The sequence below is a fragment of the Suilimivivens sp. genome, assembly GCF_037359455.1.
Taxonomy (GTDB): Bacteria; Bacillota; Clostridia; order Lachnospirales; family Lachnospiraceae; genus Suilimivivens; species Suilimivivens aceti.
This window is the reverse complement of the sequence record NZ_JAXXXI010000046.1, coordinates 1-17,867: the sequence shown is the minus strand read 5'-3', so window position 1 is coordinate 17,867 and position 17,867 is coordinate 1. Positions and strand designations below refer to the sequence as shown.

The following is a 17,867-nucleotide window of genomic DNA, read 5'->3' as shown; positions in this document are numbered from 1 at the left end:
CTTAGAGATAAAATCAATGCGATCGAAGATACCGGCATACTGGAGGAGCTGGTAAGGCAGGCTGCCAGTGCGTCCAGCACAGAGGCATTTGAAGCTGCTTTGAAGAAGGAATGGGACTGCATGGCAGGAAATGGAGACGTGGAAGATGCGAACTGAGAATCTGGATAGGAATGCACCCACGCATGCGCGGCGTGAGTCGGAAGGAAAAAACTCTTGCATTTTAACAGTTAGTGTGCTAATCTAGCATCGGATAAAAAATAGAAAAGTTCTTCGGGGTTGGGTGAAATTCCCTACCGGCGGTATAGTCCGCGACCCGTATGTGCTGAAAATGGCGGAGAATAAGCCAGAAGGAAGCACAGCGGCTGATTTGGTGCGATTCCAAAACCGACAGTACAGTCTGGATGAGAGAAGAAAAGAGCAGTCAGGTTTAAGCAAAGAGCCTGATGTTCTCTATGAGCAGAAAAGCAAGTAAACCCCGGATGAGAATCATCCGGGGTTTTTGATTGTTCTGCCAAAGAAGAACCTTTCTGAAATGGCATATGCCAGCCGGACAGGCAGAAAGAGAGGAAAATGAAATGAATAATGGTTTATGGACAAGTGTAAAGGATAATGTAGTATTTGTTCTGGTTTCAGTAGGAATTGCAGCAGCGCTGATGTTGATCGCCTATGCGGCCGAAAAGGCGATCAAGAAAAGAAATCATGATACCGAGAGGGTTTTAAGTACAAGAAAGATTGCCATGATCGGTGTGTTTTCAGCAATCGCAGCCGTACTGATGCTGTTTGAGTTCCCCCTTCCCTTTGCCCCTTCTTTTTATGAGCTGGATTTCAGCGAGATCCCTGCACTGGTAGGTACCTTTGCCTTCGGACCGGTAGCCGGTGTCATGATCGAATTCGTGAAGATCCTGTTAAAGCTTCTGATGAAGGGAACCAGTACTGCATTTGTAGGGGATCTTGCCAATTTTGTGGTAGGCTGCAGCTTCATCCTGCCCGCATCCATCATTTATCTGTTTAAGAAAACAAGAAAAACCGCACTGATTGGTTCTGTTACAGGAACGTTGATCATGACCGTATTTGGTACCGCATTTAATGCGATCTACCTGCTACCTGCATTTTCAAAGCTTTATGGACTCCCGCTGGATGCCATTGTGCAGATGGGAAATGCGGTAAATGGAAATATCAACAGCATTGTAACCCTGGTTGTCTTTGCGGTAGCGCCTATGAACCTGTTAAAGGGCGGCAGTGTTTCACTGGTAACCATGCTGATCTACAAGAAGCTCAGCCCGATCCTGAAATCAGCAGCCATTTCCGGAAAAACAGAGCATGTAAAACAGGTAGAGACTGTGAAATAAATGAGTATATACAGACACTGGTCAAGGAATACCGGTGATTATGAAAACGTCCATGCAGATGCGTGGGCGTTTTTTTCTGTCACAGTAAATTACTCCGTAATGTTCTGTGACAGAAAAAGCCCTCCGGGCAGGAGCGCACTGCGGCGGAAGGGTGGATGTCGCATGGAGCGACCCGCCGCAGGCGGAGAATCCTGCAGGCAGGATTCTTTCTTTAAGATAAAATTAAGGATATAATCCTGTTTTTGAAGAAAAAGCTCTGATATAATTCGTTGTATTGTACAGAAAAGGAAAATACAATGAAAAATGGGAATTTTCCTCTTGACAAAACTGTATTAATGATATAATACAATAATACATAGAGAAAAGGAAAGGGACAGGGAAAAGGATGGATGAACTGATAGAAATCCGGAACATGTGTAAGATTTATAATCCAGGTGAGAATGAAGTACGGGCTCTGGATCATGTGGATCTGCAGATCGACCGTCACGAGTTTGTGGCGATCATCGGACAGTCAGGCTCCGGTAAGTCGACACTGATGAATATGCTCGGCTGTCTGGATGTCCCCACATCAGGTACCTATTATCTGAATGGGCAGGATGTGTCACATCTGACAGATGATGAGCTTTCTGATATCAGGAACAGAGAGATCGGTTTTATTTTTCAGGGCTTTAACCTGATCGCCAATATGACGGCTCTTGAAAATGTAGAGCTGCCGCTGATCTACAGGGGTGTTCCGAAGAAAGAACGGGAAGAGCTGTCAAGAACTGCGCTGAAAAAGGTGGGACTTGAGAAGCGGATGGATCATAAGCCTTCTGAAATGTCTGGTGGACAGCAGCAGAGAGTAGCCATAGCAAGGGCGATCGCCCAGGCTCCGCCTGTGATCCTGGCAGATGAGCCCACAGGAAATCTGGATTCCGGCTCCACGAAGGAGATCATGGGAATCCTGAAGGAGCTGCATAAGGAAGGCAGGACCGTGATCCTGATCACTCATGATAATGAGATCGCAGCAAGGGCGAAGCGGATCATAAGGATCATGGATGGAAAGATTGTGGCGGATATTAATAATGATGCAGCATTGGCATAGAATTCTGGAGGAGAAGATGGAAGAAGAAAAGAAAGCTGAAAAGAAAGTAAAAAAGGAAAAGAAACCGGCTGACCCGGCAAAAAGAAAGAAGAAAAGAAGGATCATCATCCTTTCTGTGACAGGAGTATTTATTCTTTATGTGATCATATCCAATGTGGTTGCAGCAAATACTCCCATGCAGATCATGACGACAGCAGCAGAAAGAGGAGATATCAGACAGACGATCAATACAAGTGGAAATGTGACCTCAAATGAAGAGAAAACTTATTTTTCCAATGTGAATGTGAAGATCGGCAGTGTGAACGTAGAGGCAGGAGATGCTGTGAAAAAGGGAGATGTCCTGATCAGCTATGATGAAAGTGACCTTTCTAAGGCAACTGAGCTTGCACAGCTTGATAAACAGGCTGCTGAGGGAAGCTATCGGAACTCTGTGCAGACAAACAATGAAAAACTGGGGGATCTGAATGAGGCCAATGTTAACATGGAGGTGCTGGATCAGCAGATAGCAGATACCGAGGCTTATATTAAAGGGCTGAATAATAAGATCCAGAAGAAAAAGGATGAGCTTGCACTTTTTGGTACACAGCTTCAGATTTCCCTGCTGGACTGGCAGGATCAACCGGATTCTGACGAATATATGAATCTGCAGAAAATGGTGCAGGAGAATAATTATGAACAGTCTCATAACAAGGAGATTGAAGGCTGGGAATCAGAACTGGAAGTATATAATGATATGCTTTCCAAATATAAGGAATATCGTTCCGAAATGAAATCCCAGAAGAGCAGCGCCGACAGCAGCAAGATGACAGCCGGGGCTAAGGAGGAGCTGGAGGCCGGTAATCAGACCAAGGAGATCCAGTCTGAGGATAAGCTCGCAAAGCTTGAGGCAGTTTCAGATGGTGTGACAGCAGAGTTTGATGGTGTCATAACCGCTGTCAGTGCCGTAGAGGGATCAACAGCGGCAGAAGGTACAGAGCTTTTAAAGCTGGAAAGTACAGAGGATGTCTGCGTAAAGATTTCTGTAACCAAGTATGATCTTGACAAGATTGCTCTTTCCCAGAAAGCAACCGTTACGATCGGTGGCAGGGAATATGAAGGCGAGGTTTCCAGGATCGATAAGATGGCACAGAAAAATGACAGTGGAGCAGCCGTTGTAGGAACTGAGATCAAAATCCTGGATCCTGACAGTGATGTATATCTGGGTGTGGAAGCCAAGGTAGTGATCGAGACCGCAGAAGTAAAGGATGCCGTGCTGGTACCAGTGACAGCAGTCAATGTGGACAGTACAGGCGAATTTGTGTATGCCATTGAAAATAATGTAATAGTGAAGAAACAGGTGGAAACAGGGATCTCTTCTGATACTATGGTGGAAATTTTAAGCGGGGTTTCAGAGGGAGACCAGCTGATCACAGAGGTGACCGGAGATATTACGGAAGGCATGGCAGCAGTTGCTGTTCCCATGAATTAAGGAGCACGGATTATGGCACAGATATGGGAATATATTAAGATTGCTTTGATGAATATCAAAAGCAATAAAGGACGGTCCATATTGACCATGCTGGGAATTATTATCGGTATTTCCTCTGTTATCATGGTCATTTCAATTGGTAACGGTGTCAGGGGACAGGTCAATTCAGAGCTGGAAGGAATTGCCGGGGGACAGATCGCTTTTTATGTGGATAGTACCAGAAAGGATACCACAGTTACCTTTGACCAGTCAGATTTTGATGCCATTATGGAGCACGTGGACCATGTAAAGGGTGTGACACCGGCATTCAGTCTCTGGGGAACTGCAGAAGGACCGAAGGGTGATTTTGATATCAGTCTGGCAGCAGGAACAACAGGACTGCAGTACCGGGCTTCTGAACCGATCATTAGAGGTAAATATTTTACCCAGAATGATTATGACAGTGGGGTCAATGCCTGCGTGATCACAGAAGCCAGTGCCATCGCCCTGTTCGGAACTACAGATGTGATTGGCATGACCTTTGATGCTACCTTCTATGGTGTGACACAGGAAATGCGCATTGTAGGAATCCGTCAGGACAGTGCATCTTCCCTGATCAATATGGGCTCCGGCATGGATAAGATGGTTACCGCAGAAGCACCACTTACCTTTGTGGGCAACAAATATGGCTTTTATATTGATGATACAGAGGAGTTTTATGTGATGGCAGATTCTACGGAAAATTCTGTTGAGGTGGCAGGAGAGGTACTGAATCTGATGGAGACCCGGCACAATGTACGGGGAGAAAATCAGATCATGATGCAGAGCTTTACGGATGTATCTTCCCAGTTTGATACGATCCTTGGATTCATCACGATCTTCATATCCTTCGTGGCAGCCATTTCCCTGCTTGTTGGCGGTATCGGTGTTATGAACATTATGCTGGTTTCGGTGACAGAAAGAACCAGAGAGATCGGTATCCGTAAGGCACTCGGGGCAAGAACCGGATCCATTCTGCTCCAGTTTCTGGCGGAGGCAGGTATTATTACCCTGCTTGGTGGACTGATCGGTATTTTCCTTGGTATTCTTGGTGGAAGGCTGGTCGGCGCTATTGCAGGGATTACACCTGCTGTGAATCCGGCGGTCGTTATAGGGGCATCAGTGTTCTCCTGTGGTATCGGTATTTTCTTCGGCATTTATCCTGCAAAAAAAGCAGCGCGCTTAAGCCCGATCGAGGCACTCAGGCACGAATAACCCCCTTTTCATAAGGGACTTCTAGGGTTGCTTTAAGGGAGATTTTCGAGTATAATAAAGAAAAAATATCTGGGAAATTTTCTCTATTTTGTGCTTCAGTACTGTCAGTGATGGGAGGGTGATGACAATAATAATCATAGAAGAAATATTGATGGCAAACGGATTGGCCGTGCTGATGATGGGATATCTTTTGCTCTGCAGACGAAAGAACAGAGAAAGCCTTCATGCGGAAGATAAAATATATGATGGAATTGCATTAGTGAATATACTGGGGGCACTGTCTGAGACAGTGGCCTTTCTGATAGATGGAAAAAGCTTTACTGGCAGCAGACAGATTAATTATGCTGTTAACAGCCTGTGCTTTATTGGCACGGTCAGCATGAGTCTGCTCTGGTGCCTGTATGTGGAGCTGCGTATTTACCGGAATTATAAGAGAATATTCTCAAAAATAGCGTTTTTGATCTTTCCCTGGCTTGTGGAAGTGATCATGATTTTATGTAATCTTTTCAGACCTGGGATTGTATTCAGGATATCCGGGGCGAATGTATATCAGAGAGCCGGAGGCTCACTGGCCTGTTATATCTCGGTTATAATGTATTTCGGCTACAGTATATATCTGGTGTACCATTCCAGAAAACAGGGGATCAATCTGAGCTATTTCCCCGTGATGTATTTTGTCGGCGTTGGTTTTGCAGGAGTGATCCTGCAGCTGTTCTTTTACGGGATCACAGCGTCATGGCTGTTAGCGGCGGTTACATTGATATTTGTTCAGATGCAGCTATATGCAGAAAATCTGTACACGGACGAGCTTTCCGGACTATACAATCGAAGATACCTGAATGCGGTGCTTGCCAAAAGGAAAACGGCAGGCTGGAAATCCTTACATGGGATCATGATGGATGTAAATGACTTCAAGCATATCAATGACAGCCTGGGACATAGTATAGGGGACAAGGCTGTCAGTACGATGGGAAGTATACTTTTCAGATCCATACCGGATACCGGAATGGCGATCCGGTATGCAGGGGATGAGTTTATTGTGCTTTTGGCAGGTGTTGATACAGAGTGCGTTTTGGCTACGATGGATGAGATCAATGATAATATTTCGCAGTTTAACAGCTCCGGGGCAGAACCGTTCAGCTTAAGTGTTTCCATGGGATATGCAGAATTTAGACCGGAGGATGATACAGAGACCTTTCTAAGAAATATGGATGAAAAAATGTATGAGAAAAAACGGAAATATCATTCACTAAATCAGGAAGAACGTTTGAAAAAAGATCAGCAGAAAATTTAATGCTTTTTTAATTGACTTTAAAAAGAAGTATGTTATCATTATAACAGCTTACAGATGAAGTTTTTTGGTGTGCTGCAAAATTCAAAACACAAAGGAAGGGAAAGGGATATGGCAAAGATCGAAAGATGGATAGCTAACTTAAAGGTAGCAGGAAAATTAAAGGCATACCGGCTAATAGTACTTATTATGACAGTATTTTTTGTGCTGGTAACGCTGATTTCAACCCTGGTGATCCGTTCGAACGTAGGGGAGATTACGGAGGTGTGGTCTCCGGTGGTCGGATATATACAGGAATTGGAAACAATGACCTCTAATTACAGAGTCAAACAGTATCAGCATCTTGTTGAAACAGATCCGGCGGTTCTGACAGACTGTGAAGCAGAGATTGAAAATATTGCAGGTCAGATTACGGAAACGGCCAAGAAGCTGGATGCAATAATAAATGCAGACAAAGAGGCACAGGCAGGAAAAGCTGATTATGACGAAGCAAACTCTGCATGGAATACATACAAGAAAGCCTCTGAAGAAATATTACAGCTGAGCAGTAACGGAGAACAGGCAGAAGCAGCTGAGCTGATGACGGGAAGTGTTTATGAAAGCTATAAGAATTTTGGAGAAAAACTAAATAGACTGCGGAATGATTTCCAGGTGAAATTAGATGAATCCAAGAGCATTGCCAACTGGTGTACAGTTATTATTTTTATTGTGATCGTGGTGATAGGAATTGCGATGACTGTAGTATCAACAATTATCGGAAGGATAATCACGAACTCAATTACAGAGCCGGTAGTACAGATAGAGACAGCAGTTGCCAGCCTGAGAAAGGGTGAGCTGTCTAACGTGGAAATGCTTACATATGAGTCTGAGGATGAGTTCGGTGATACGATCAGAAATTTAAGAGAAGCCATGAATATTCTAGCAGATTATGTCCGCGAGATCTCTGAAGAAGTAAAGCTGATAGCGCAGGGAGATCTGACAAGAAACGGTGACGAAATTACAGAGTTTCTGGGTGATTTCTCAGAATTAAAGGACTCACTTCTTTATATATTAAAGCGATTTAACAGTACATTGACTGATATCAGTAATATTGCAGGGCAGGTATCAGCGAATGCAACGGAAGTTGAAAATGCATCAAAGTCCTTATCTGACGGCGCGACAGAGCAGGCAGGGGTAATCCAGGAGCTGAATGCCACAATAGATACAGTTGTCAGCCTGGCGGCAGATACAGCGAAGGAAACACAAAGCGCATCTGAACGGGTAAGAGCCTCTGCAGGCAGGGCAAATGAAGAAAGAGAAAAAATGAATGAGCTCCTGACAGAAATGGAGCATATTACAGAGATCTCCAAGGAGATTGGTAATATTATTACAGATATTGAGGATATAGCATCCCAGACAAATCTCTTATCGCTCAATGCTTCGATTGAAGCAGCCAGGGCAGGTGAGGCAGGAAAAGGCTTTGCTGTGGTTGCAGACCAGATTGGCAAGCTTGCTTCAGACAGTGCGAAGTCAGCTGTAAATACGAGAGAATTGATCGACAAGACTTTAGTTGAAATTGAAAAAGGAAATAGCATTACAAGAACAACAGCAGAAGCATTCAATCAGATCATTGCAGATATGGAGTCTTTCGCAGAGCTTGCACAGAATACAATGGAGAAAGCAAACTCCCAGGCAGAATCCCTGGAACAGATCGGACAGGGAATTGAGCAGCTTTCTGATGTGGTACAGGGTACAGCGTCATCCTCAGAGGAGAATACAGCAATCAGCATTAACCTGGCAGAGGATGCAGCTAAGATGCATGACCGCGTGAATGTATTCAAATTATTCTAGAAAATGGCAGGGTTAGTATGGTGCCGTTAAACGGAAGGCGCTTGTTGTGATTGATGATATATTTACAGTATTTGGAGAGCAGACGGCAGAGATCTTATTTGAGATCATTACAGAATGTATGGATGATTATCTGTATATATTTGATCTGCAGAATAATACAATGGAGATATCGCAGTCAGCTGTGGACCGGTTCATGATCTCAAAAAATGCCATGACTGATGTATCAAATGATATTTTGAAGGTAGTGTATGAAGAAGACCGCGAGATGCTTACAAAGCATCTCGCGGATATACGTGAAGGAAAAGAAAAGGTACACAATCTTCATTACAGATGGATTGGCAAAGATGGCATGCCGGTATGGGTCAATTGCCGTGGTATTGTGATTGATGGACCGGGAGGAAATGCAGAGTATCTGGTTGGATGTCTGAATGAGACCGGGAATCAGAGAAGGGCGGATAATGTTACCGGACTGCTGGGTGGTCTGGAATTTAATGCTTATATGCGTTCACAAAAGGAACATATTTCCAAAGGGTTTCTTATGCATATAGGGATTGATGATTTCGGATCGATCAATGGCTCCATGGGATCTGCTTATGGTAATTATATTTTAAAAAGCGTAGCTGACTGTATGAAGGAATGTCTTTCTGATAAGCAGAGGATTTATCATCTTGTGGCTGATCAGTATGTGATTGTGGATCTGGAAAACGATTTAAGGGAAGAGTCCGAAAGGCTTAAAGAAAAAATTACAGATAAGCTCTATAAATTTATAGTGTCTGAAAATTATGAAGCTGTATTTTCAATTTCTGTCGGTGTTGTGCCTGCAACAACTTTTTGTGAAGGATATGAAGAGTGCCGCAAAAAATTTGCATTTGTCCTGAAGCAGGCAAAAAGCAGAGGAAAAAGCGGATTTTATATCTTTGATGAGGATGACTATGAGGTTTTTCTGCGAAAAGGAAGAATAGTGGCAGCACTTCGTAAGGCTATTGTAAATCAGTATAAGGGCTTTGAGGTGTACTATCAGCCAATCGTGGATTGCAGATCAGAACAGGTAATTGGTGCAGAGGCGCTTATGCGCTTTTCCATGCCGTCTGAAGAGGGGCAGGAGGTCATTTCACCGATGGAATTTATTCCGCTTCTGGAAAAAAGCGGATTAATTATCCCTGCCGGAAGGTATGTGCTGGACGAAGCAGCCAAAATGTGCTGTGAGATGCAGCAATATATTCCGGATTTCAGGGTGAATATAAATGTCTCATATGTGCAGATCATGCAGGGCAATGTTGAGAGAGATATCCTGGGTGTGATTAAAATGTATGGCTTAAAGCCGGAGTGCATATGTATAGAAATGACGGAAAGCGGCTTTATGGATATGACGCCATCGTTCTGTAAGTTCCGGAAGACGTTGGACGAGAACGGGATCCACTTTGTGATAGATGATTTCGGGACAGGCTATTCGAATCTTCATTGTATACGTGATATGAATCCGAGCTATATAAAAATGGACAAGGATTTTACGGCGAAGGCGATGAACAGTACCGGAGATTATGAATTATTTAAAAATATCGCTTCGATGGTGCATAGTATTGGTGTCAGGATATGTGCAGAAGGCATTGAGGAACGGGAGTGGTGCCGGAAGATGAAGGAGATGCAGGTTGATTATCTGCAGGGATATCTGTTTGGCAGACCATGCAGAAAGGAACAGTTTATCAGGGAAACAGGGTGTTGCACTTTGTCCAATTTTTAGTATAATGAAAATATTGAGGTCAGAGGTTATTGTTTTTACAATGCAAAGCAATGACTTCCGGCCTTATTTTATGGAAACAGAAAGGATACAGCTATGGAAGTAGAATTTGACGTACAGATGACATCAGCAGATCTTTATGATTATATGCTGCATCATACCTTTACAAGCCCTTCCGGTCTGATCGGTGCGGTGGCCGGGGCATTGATGATCGTAGCAGGCTTTGCAGGAAGCGGTGCTTTATGTACGATTGCAGGGATCGTGATCCTGCTGTATCTCCCGGTGGCGCTTTTTATGCGTTCCAAACAGCAGTTTCTGAGTAATCCGGCATTCAGGCAGCCGCTGCATTACCGGATGGATGAGGAAGGGATCACAGTATCACAGGGAGAACATGAGGAATGCTGCAAATGGGAAGACATGCAGAAGGCAATATCCACCATGCGCAGTATTGTTCTTTATACCTCAGCAGTTAATGCAACTATTCTGCCAAAGAAAGCCATGGGAGAGAAAACAACGGCTGTGATCGGGGTCATATCCACCCATATGCCGCCAAAGAAGGTGAAAATAAGATGCTGACAGAAAAAGAAAGCTTCCGGGCAGAGGATACTTATGCCCTTGGGAAAAAGATCGGAGAGGAGGCCAGACCGGGAGAGGTGTATACACTGATCGGTGACCTTGGGGTTGGAAAAACTGTGTTTACACAGGGGCTGGCAGCAGGGCTTGGCATTACGGAACCGGTGAACAGTCCGACCTTTACCATTTTGCAGAGCTATGAAGAGGGACGGCTGCCATTCTATCATTTTGACGTATACCGGATCGGAGATATTTCCGAGATGGATGAGATCGGATATGAGGACTGCTTTTACGGAGATGGGGTCAGCCTGATAGAGTGGGCAGATCTGATCCGTGAGATCCTGCCTGATCATTATACGCAGATTACGATTCTGAAGGATCTGGAAAAGGGCTTTGACTACCGTAAGATCCTCATAGAAGAGATATAGGAGGCAATATGAAGATTATTGCACTGGACAGCTCCGGCCTTGTAGCATCTGTTGCACTGCTTGAGGATACCGGACTGGTAGGAGAATATAATATTCAATACAAAAAGACCCATTCACAGACACTTCTTCCGATGCTGGAGGAGTTAAAAGATCAGGTGGAGCTGGAGCTTTCCACTGTAGATGCCATAGCCATAGCAAGTGGTCCCGGATCCTTTACAGGGCTTCGGATCGGCTCGGCGACAGCCAAGGGGCTTGCCTATGCACTGCAGATCCCGATCATTGAGATCCCGACACTGCAGGGACTTGCCTGCAATCTGTATGGCACAGACAAGCTGGTGTGTCCGATCATGGATGCCAGAAGAGAACAGGTTTATACGGGGATCTATACTTTTGAAAAGAAAGAAAATTCAGGAAGTACAGAAGGACTCCGTGAGCCGGATAGCTATATTATGAAGGAGATCCTGTCTGACAGACCGGTCTCTGTTGCAGAGATCGCACAGCATTGTAATGAACTGGACAGGGAAGTGATCTTTCTTGGGGATGGTGTTCCTGTATATGGAGAAAAATTAAAGGAAATGATGAAGGTTCCCTATCAGCTTGCCCCGGCACATATGAACAGACAGCGGGCAGCGGCTTTTGGTGTACTGGCCTTTGACTGGTATGCAGAAGGAAGGTATGTCAGTGCCATGGAGCATGCACCGGAATACCTGCGTCTGTCTCAGGCAGAACGGGAGCGGAACCATGCAGATTAGAGAGCTTCGTGCAGAGGATGTACCTGCAGTTGCCAGGATCGAAGCAGAGGTTTTTTCGGAGCCATGGACAGAAAGGGATTTTCTGGAGATGGTGAAGGCAGATTATGCCCATTATTATGTGGCAGAGGAGGCTGGAGAGATCACAGGCTACTGTGGTCTCAGAAACATGGCCGGTGAAGGAGAGATCACCAATGTTGCCGTTGCACCGCTTTTCCGGAGAAAGGGAACAGGCAGAAGGCTCATGGAATATCTGCTTAAGAAAGCGTCTTCCTGTGGGATTGGTGACTGTACCCTCGAAGTCCGTGCCGGAAACAGTCCTGCGATCAGTCTTTATGAAAGTCTTGGGTTCCGGACAGAAGGGATCAGACCGGGTTTTTATGCTAAGCCCAGGGAAGATGCACTGATCATGTGGAAGAGACAGGAAGAACAAGGATAATTTACCACTGGTGCTTTCTTTTTGTATCCTTCATAATAAAAGCAGAGATTTTATGAAAACAGGAGGATGCCATGCGTATTTATGAAGAAGGAAGCAGGGAAAAGCTTTCAGCGGTGATCTGTAATCAGTGTGGAAAAAAGATGAAGGTTGAAAATGGGATCCTGATGGAAGGATGCTGTCATGTGGAGACTCCTTTTTCCTATTTCAGCCAAAAGGATGGCCACAGGTACTTGTTTGACCTGTGTGAAGAGTGTTATGATAGAATGATAGCAGAGTTTTCTGTTCCTGCAGAGATCAGGGAGGAAACAGAGCTGCTTTGACAGGCATTTCCTGCCTGCGGTATAGGGAGGTACTATGCTCGATATTTGTTTGCTTGGTACCGGAGGCATGATGCCGCTGCCCTACAGGTGGCTGACATCCATGATGGCCCGGTACAACGGTCAGAGTATACTGATCGACTGTGGAGAAGGAACACAGATCGCCATGAAGGAAAAGGGCTGGAGTCCCAAGCCTATCGACGTGATCTGTTTTACTCACTTTCATGCCGATCATATCAGCGGACTGCCCGGTATGCTTCTCACGATGGGAAATGCAGAACGGACGGAGCCGCTGCTTTTGGTGGGACCAAAGGGACTTTCGAGAGTCGTGGCATCCCTGCGGGTGATCGCACCGGAGCTTCCGTTTGTGATCGACTGCCTCGAGCTGACAGAGAACGAACAGAGCATTGCCTTTGATGGGTTTAAGATTGAAGCCTTTAAGGTGAATCATAATGTGCCCTGCTATGGATACAGCATTGTGATTGACCGGATCGGAAAATTCCAGGTGGAAAAGGCTGTTTCCCTTGGAATAGACAAGCGCTACTGGAGCAGGCTCCAGCACGGCGAGGTGATCGAAACTTCGGAAGGGACGTTTACCCCGGAGATGGTGCTTGGTGAGAAACGTAAAGGACTTCGGGTTACCTACTGTACAGATACCAGACCGACCGACAGTATTCTGCAGCATGCGAAGGAGGCAGACCTCTTTATCTGTGAGGGTATGTATGGGGAGCCGGATAAGCTGAAAAAGGCCAAAGAAAATAAACATATGACATTTTACGAAGCTGCGGAAATTGCAAGAAAAGCAGAGCCGGAGCGTTTGTGGCTGACACATTATAGTCCTTCACTGAACAGACCGGAGGAATATCTCCCCGCGGCAAGGAAGATATTTCCGAAGACAGAAACCTGCAAGGATGGAAAGACGATCACCCTATTATTTGAGGACGAAGCATGAACAGAAAAAAAGCAAAATCGGAAGGGTATAAGGTAGTCATTATAGGTCTGATCCTGATACTTATGGTTGGAGGATATTATTTTTATCTTTCAAACAAGAGCCATAAGACAGAAGAAGAACCGGTTAAGATCACAGCGGTCCAGGAAGCGCTTATGTATAATTTTGACCGGAATTATCCGCCTACGCCCAAAGAGGTAGTGAAGCTTTACGGGAAAATGACGCAGTGCTTCTATAATGAAGAATATACAGACGAGGAATTTGAAGAGCTGGCGCTTAAGATTGAGAACCTTTATGATGAGGAGCTGATCGCCAATAAAACACAGGATCAGTATCTGCAGGATCTGAGGTGGGATATCAATAACTATAAAGAGCAGGAGATCGTAATCTCAAGCTGTGCAGTAAGCTCCAGTGCGGATGTGGATTATTATTCGGTAGATGAAAATGAATTTGCAAGATTATACTGTACCTTCAATCTGAGAAAGGGGACAACACTTGGCTCTGTAGAGGAGGTATTCCTTTTGCGGAAGGATCAGAAGGGGCATTGGAAGATTTATGGCTTTAAGCTGGCAGATGATGCCGATAATGATGAGTGAGGAAATACAGATGGAAAAGGATGTTACAATTCTGGCAATAGAGAGCTCCTGTGATGAGACAGCAGCAGCTGTTGTAAGAAATGGCAGAGAGGTATTGTCTAATGTGATATACTCCCAGATCGCACTGCACACGGTATATGGTGGTGTAGTTCCGGAGATCGCATCCAGAAAGCATATTGAGAAGGTGATCCAGGTCATCGATCAGGCACTTGTGGATGCCAATATGAAATTGCAGGATATGGATGCGATTGCAGTTACCTATGGGCCAGGTCTTGTTGGGGCTTTACTTGTTGGAGTTTCCGCAGCCAAATCGATCAGCTTTGCCACAGGGATCCCACTTGTAGGTGTGCATCATATTGAAGGTCATATCAGTGCAAATTACATAGAGAATAAAGAACTGGAGCCTCCCTTTGTATGTCTTGTGGTATCCGGCGGGCATTCTCATCTGGTCGTAGTGAAGGATTATGGGGAATATGAGATCCTTGGACGTACCAGGGATGATGCGGCAGGAGAAGCCTTTGACAAGGTGGCGAGGGCGATCGGTCTTGGATATCCCGGAGGACCGAAAATTGATAAGGTGGCAAAGCAGGGGAATCCCGAAGCTATTCATTTCCCCCGGGCAAAGGTGGCACAGGCAGAGTATGATTTCAGCTTCAGTGGTCTTAAATCCGCCGTACTGAATTATCTGAATTCCTGTGAAATGAAGGGTGAAACTGTTGATCAGGCAGACGTGGCGGCCTCTTTCCAGAAGGCGGTAGTGGATGTACTTGTAGACCATTCCATGGAAGCACTGCGCAAATGTGGTTATAAGAAATTTGCCATAGCAGGGGGAGTTGCATCCAATTCTGCTCTCCGGGCAGCCTTTGAAGAAGCATGCACAAAGGAAAATATTGAATTTTACCATCCTTCACCTATTTACTGTACTGATAATGCGGCCATGATCGGAGCGGCAGGATATTATGAGTTCCTGAAGGGTGTCAGAAGCGGATATGATCTGAATGCGGTTCCGGGACTCAAACTGGGAGAGAGATAAATTCAGGTATGATGGATCCTGCTGAGATGAAGTCCGGCAGGATCATTTTAAAGTGCGAAAGGGAAATCTGCATATGGAAAAGAAAAAGTGCCGGTGTGGCGCTGTAGTACTTGCTGCAGGCAGCGGGAAGAGAATGGGAGGCAGCACCAAGAAGCAGTATCTGCTGATGGGGGGAAAGCCGGTTTTGTATTATTCCCTGAGAGCGTTTGAGGACAGCTTTATTGATGAGATCGTACTGGTAACGGGGGCAGAGGATATCAGCTACTGCCAGCAGGAGCTTGTGGAAAAGTATGGCTTTACCAAGGTAAGCAGGGTGACGGAGGGTGGAAAAGAACGTTATCATTCCGTAGCCTGTGGTCTTACTGCGCTTTCAAACTGCGATTATATCTTTATCCATGATGGGGCAAGACCATTCGTGACGGGGGAAATCCTGGAGAGATGTCTTACAGATGCCACGGAGTATGGTGCCTGCGTAGCCGGGATGCCGGTGAAGGACACGATCAAGATTGCTGATGCAAAGGGTATGATCCGGGAAACCCCTGACCGGAATCTTGTATGGATGGTGCAGACCCCTCAGGTCTTTGATGCACTCCTGATCCGGTCTGCTTATCAGAAGCTGCTTGCGGAGGAGAAAAAGCTCCTGCAGCAGGGAATTCATATTACAGATGATGCCATGGTCGTGGAAACGCTGATGAGGCATCCTGTGAAGCTGACAGAAGGCTCCTACCAGAATATCAAGATCACTACACCGGAGGATATGAGGGTGGCCGAAAGCTTTCTGGCAGACTAAGAGTACTGCAGGGGATTTTCCAGGGTTGGTATTTTTGGAAGCAGTCTACTTCAGGCGTTTATCTGGTACGGATAGATGCCTTTTTCTATTGTTAGAGCCCGCTTGAAACAGCCGATGTAACCTTGAAGGGATTCCTCTCGAGCATGGGTACGGATGTATCGTTTGCAAGGCGACTGCCATCGGTGCTGTTTCTATGTTATTCTCTTTGATCATAATTAAGTTTTTATGCTTGTCAAATGAAATTTTCAGACATATATACCCCAATCGTTCGATCTACACCGAGATGTATCACACACAATAAATGGCATCCATCGCCCATAAAATAAGGGAATAATGATGTTTTATTTATATAAGAAAATTTCAAAAAACACTTTTTTAAGGCGTAAAATTTTTTGAAAAACAAATTTTCAGAAGGAATCTGAGTTGCATAAACAACCGGTTATGGTGTAATATAATTATATAAATATTTGAGTTGTAACACAGATTTTAGTTTACCGGGAACCCGGAACATAAGGGAACTGTCCCCTGAAAATAACAAGGGGATGACCGGTTTTGGCTTTCTCTTGATCACATAGATAATTGATAATTAAGAGAAAGTGGGGAAAAACAATGATAACATTTAAAGTTGATGAGGTTACACCGTGTCTTAAAGAGATATCGACAGGTGATATATATGAGACAGAGGTTGTCCGGATAAAAAGGAAGAGCATATTAAAGAAATATAATAGGAATACGGGATGGTATGTAAACTGGAGTAAGTTTGCCGATGATGTTGAAGTTTATGCATTAGTTTTGGAAGGAACTAATGATATTCAGGGAATGGTAGCGCTACAGAGGGATGACTGTGCCAAAGCTATATATGTATTATGGGGATGTACAGCACCTCATAATAATATCTGGCAATATGGAGAACAACGTTTTTCAGGAGTTGGCGGGCATTTGTTGGCAATAGCTTCCGAAGTATCTGTAAAATGTGGCTATGAAGGCTTTCTGTATGGGGAAGCAATGGATAAGGATTTATATGATTATTACTGTGATAAATTTGGAGCTGCATATTTGCCGCCGCTTAATAATCCATATCGATTCATGTTATCAGGAGAATCCACACAACATATAAGGGAGGTGTATACGTATGAATGGACCAATGAGTGCATATAAAGAAAAACAACAGATAGCTGATTCATTCATTGAAAGACTTAAGCCGTATGAAAAGTTAACACCGCTGAGATTTGATTTGCGGGGATATGCAAAATTTTTAAAAGAGAATGGAATTTCTGGAAAGGATGTTCCTTCAGATGTAGTAGAAAAGTTTAAAGAATAAAGTAGTCTACTTCAGGCGTCTATCTGGTGAGGATAGATGCCTTTTTCTATGTAACTGCAACTGATGAAGTTCTTCAGAGTAACTGCAATTACATAGTTGCAATAGGTTTGAAAATTTCCCTAAAAAATTCTTTTTAAATTTCTTGAAAAAGTTGTTGACATTAGGAAAGTGTTTTGCTAGAATAATCCTTGCGCTGATTCAGAGCGAGTCAGTACAAACGACATGGAGAGGTATCGAAGTGGTCATAACGAGGCGGTCTTGAAAACCGTTTGTCCGCAAGGGCGCGTGGGTTCGAATCCCACCCTCTCCGCTGGAGATACCCTCTCCACGAACCTTATATATTGAATCATAAGTCAGCTTTTGTGGAGAAGTACCCAAGAGGCTGAAGGGGCTCCCCTGGAAAGGGAGTAGGTCGTTAATAGCGGCGCGAGGGTTCAAATCCCTCCTTCTCCGTTGGTGATCTCCATTGATTGCCGATGATGCAAAGCAAACATGCGATAAGGACAACTTGTTGCAAAGCCAGTTCGCAGCGAAGCTGCTCACTGAGTGCTGTCGCACAATGTATTCCTGCATGAAAGCAATTTCCTGAAAGCAAGCTTTCGGAAATCACTTTCACACATGAATCCGCTTTGCACGTACCTTGACAAATAAACAGTAATGCAACCCTGAAAATTCTAAA

General features: G+C 44.6%; 19 protein-coding genes, 2 tRNA genes and 1 riboswitch. Of the genes, 20 read left to right on the top strand and 1 reads right to left on the bottom strand.

Going from position 1 to position 17,867, the window contains the following annotated elements; translation table 11 throughout:
* Positions 1 to 262 precede the first annotated feature (262 nt).
* Positions 263 to 417: riboswitch (FMN riboswitch) on the top strand.
* A 158-nt stretch (positions 418 to 575) separates the two neighbouring features.
* The 20 genes from WJQ40_RS09850 (at position 576) to WJQ40_RS09755 (ending at position 17,641) form a co-directional block, all read left to right on the top strand.
* A complete protein-coding gene (locus tag WJQ40_RS09850) occupies positions 576 to 1,349 on the top strand; it encodes an ECF transporter S component (protein WP_337539742.1) in 774 nt (257 codons plus the stop codon).
* A 385-nt stretch (positions 1,350 to 1,734) separates the two neighbouring features.
* Entirely contained in the window at positions 1,735 to 2,433 is a 699-nt protein-coding gene (locus WJQ40_RS09845; RefSeq protein WP_118798411.1) for an ABC transporter ATP-binding protein, read from the top strand.
* A 16-nt stretch (positions 2,434 to 2,449) separates the two neighbouring features.
* On the top strand, positions 2,450 to 3,901 hold the full coding sequence (locus WJQ40_RS09840) for an efflux RND transporter periplasmic adaptor subunit (RefSeq protein WP_337539738.1): 1,452 nt from the start codon (positions 2,450 to 2,452) through the stop codon (positions 3,899 to 3,901).
* A gap of 12 nt (positions 3,902 to 3,913) precedes the next feature.
* Entirely contained in the window at positions 3,914 to 5,134 is a 1,221-nt protein-coding gene (locus WJQ40_RS09835) for an ABC transporter permease (RefSeq protein ID WP_337539736.1), read from the top strand.
* Positions 5,135 to 5,255: 121 nt separating this feature from the next.
* Entirely contained in the window at positions 5,256 to 6,428 is a 1,173-nt protein-coding gene (locus tag WJQ40_RS09830; protein WP_337539732.1) for a GGDEF domain-containing protein, read from the top strand.
* A gap of 108 nt (positions 6,429 to 6,536) precedes the next feature.
* Positions 6,537 to 8,255 carry a methyl-accepting chemotaxis protein gene (locus tag WJQ40_RS09825; protein ID WP_337539729.1) on the top strand — a complete coding sequence of 573 codons (1,719 nt, stop codon included), beginning with the start codon at positions 6,537 to 6,539 and terminating at the stop codon, positions 8,253 to 8,255.
* 46 nt (positions 8,256 to 8,301) lie between these two features.
* Complete coding sequence (locus WJQ40_RS09820; protein ID WP_337539727.1) at positions 8,302 to 9,996, top strand: EAL domain-containing protein; 1,695 nt, start codon at positions 8,302 to 8,304, stop codon at positions 9,994 to 9,996.
* A gap of 93 nt (positions 9,997 to 10,089) precedes the next feature.
* On the top strand, positions 10,090 to 10,569 hold the full coding sequence (locus tag WJQ40_RS09815) for a YcxB family protein (protein WP_337402954.1): 480 nt from the start codon (positions 10,090 to 10,092) through the stop codon (positions 10,567 to 10,569).
* Positions 10,563 to 10,994 (top strand): tRNA (adenosine(37)-N6)-threonylcarbamoyltransferase complex ATPase subunit type 1 TsaE, encoded by a 432-nt coding sequence (gene tsaE, locus WJQ40_RS09810; RefSeq protein WP_118798418.1) that lies wholly within the window; start codon positions 10,563 to 10,565, stop codon positions 10,992 to 10,994. Before WJQ40_RS09815 ends, tsaE begins: the two co-directional genes overlap by 7 nt.
* Positions 10,995 to 11,002: 8 nt before the next feature.
* On the top strand, positions 11,003 to 11,746 hold the full coding sequence (gene tsaB, locus WJQ40_RS09805) for a tRNA (adenosine(37)-N6)-threonylcarbamoyltransferase complex dimerization subunit type 1 TsaB (RefSeq protein ID WP_337539724.1): 744 nt from the start codon (positions 11,003 to 11,005) through the stop codon (positions 11,744 to 11,746).
* Complete coding sequence (gene rimI, locus WJQ40_RS09800) at positions 11,736 to 12,182, top strand: ribosomal protein S18-alanine N-acetyltransferase (RefSeq protein ID WP_337539722.1); 447 nt, start codon at positions 11,736 to 11,738, stop codon at positions 12,180 to 12,182. Before tsaB ends, rimI begins: the two co-directional genes overlap by 11 nt.
* Before the next feature lie 71 nt (positions 12,183 to 12,253).
* A complete protein-coding gene (locus WJQ40_RS09795; protein WP_118798421.1) occupies positions 12,254 to 12,502 on the top strand; it encodes a hypothetical protein in 249 nt (82 codons plus the stop codon).
* Between the two features lie 34 nt (positions 12,503 to 12,536).
* Positions 12,537 to 13,451: a ribonuclease Z gene (locus WJQ40_RS09790; RefSeq protein ID WP_337539719.1), complete on the top strand. Its 915-nt coding sequence runs from the start codon at positions 12,537 to 12,539 to the stop codon at positions 13,449 to 13,451.
* Entirely contained in the window at positions 13,448 to 14,044 is a 597-nt protein-coding gene (locus tag WJQ40_RS09785; protein WP_337539717.1) for a DUF6715 family protein, read from the top strand. Before WJQ40_RS09790 ends, WJQ40_RS09785 begins: the two co-directional genes overlap by 4 nt.
* A 10-nt stretch (positions 14,045 to 14,054) precedes the next feature.
* Positions 14,055 to 15,077 (top strand): tRNA (adenosine(37)-N6)-threonylcarbamoyltransferase complex transferase subunit TsaD, encoded by a 1,023-nt coding sequence (tsaD, locus tag WJQ40_RS09780; protein WP_262575948.1) that lies wholly within the window; start codon positions 14,055 to 14,057, stop codon positions 15,075 to 15,077.
* Between the two features lie 73 nt (positions 15,078 to 15,150).
* Complete coding sequence (gene ispD, locus WJQ40_RS09775; RefSeq protein ID WP_337539714.1) at positions 15,151 to 15,867, top strand: 2-C-methyl-D-erythritol 4-phosphate cytidylyltransferase; 717 nt, start codon at positions 15,151 to 15,153, stop codon at positions 15,865 to 15,867.
* A 609-nt stretch (positions 15,868 to 16,476) separates the two neighbouring features.
* Positions 16,477 to 17,025, top strand: a complete 549-nt coding sequence (locus WJQ40_RS09770; protein WP_337539711.1) for a hypothetical protein — start codon at positions 16,477 to 16,479, stop codon at positions 17,023 to 17,025.
* The gene (locus WJQ40_RS09765; RefSeq protein WP_337539708.1) at positions 17,000 to 17,188 is read left to right on the top strand and encodes a hypothetical protein; all 189 of its coding nucleotides are present in this window, start codon (positions 17,000 to 17,002) and stop codon (positions 17,186 to 17,188) included. Before WJQ40_RS09770 ends, WJQ40_RS09765 begins: the two co-directional genes overlap by 26 nt.
* Positions 17,189 to 17,412: 224 nt before the next feature.
* Positions 17,413 to 17,498, top strand: a tRNA-Ser gene (locus tag WJQ40_RS09760).
* Between the two features lie 54 nt (positions 17,499 to 17,552).
* Positions 17,553 to 17,641: transfer RNA gene (locus WJQ40_RS09755), tRNA-Ser, on the top strand.
* Here WJQ40_RS09755 and WJQ40_RS09750 read toward each other — a convergent pair.
* A partial coding sequence (locus WJQ40_RS09750) for a hypothetical protein (RefSeq protein WP_337539707.1) occupies positions 17,604 to 17,867 on the bottom strand: 264 nt, incomplete at its 5' end. The two genes, WJQ40_RS09755 and WJQ40_RS09750, sit on opposite strands and share 38 nt — an antisense overlap.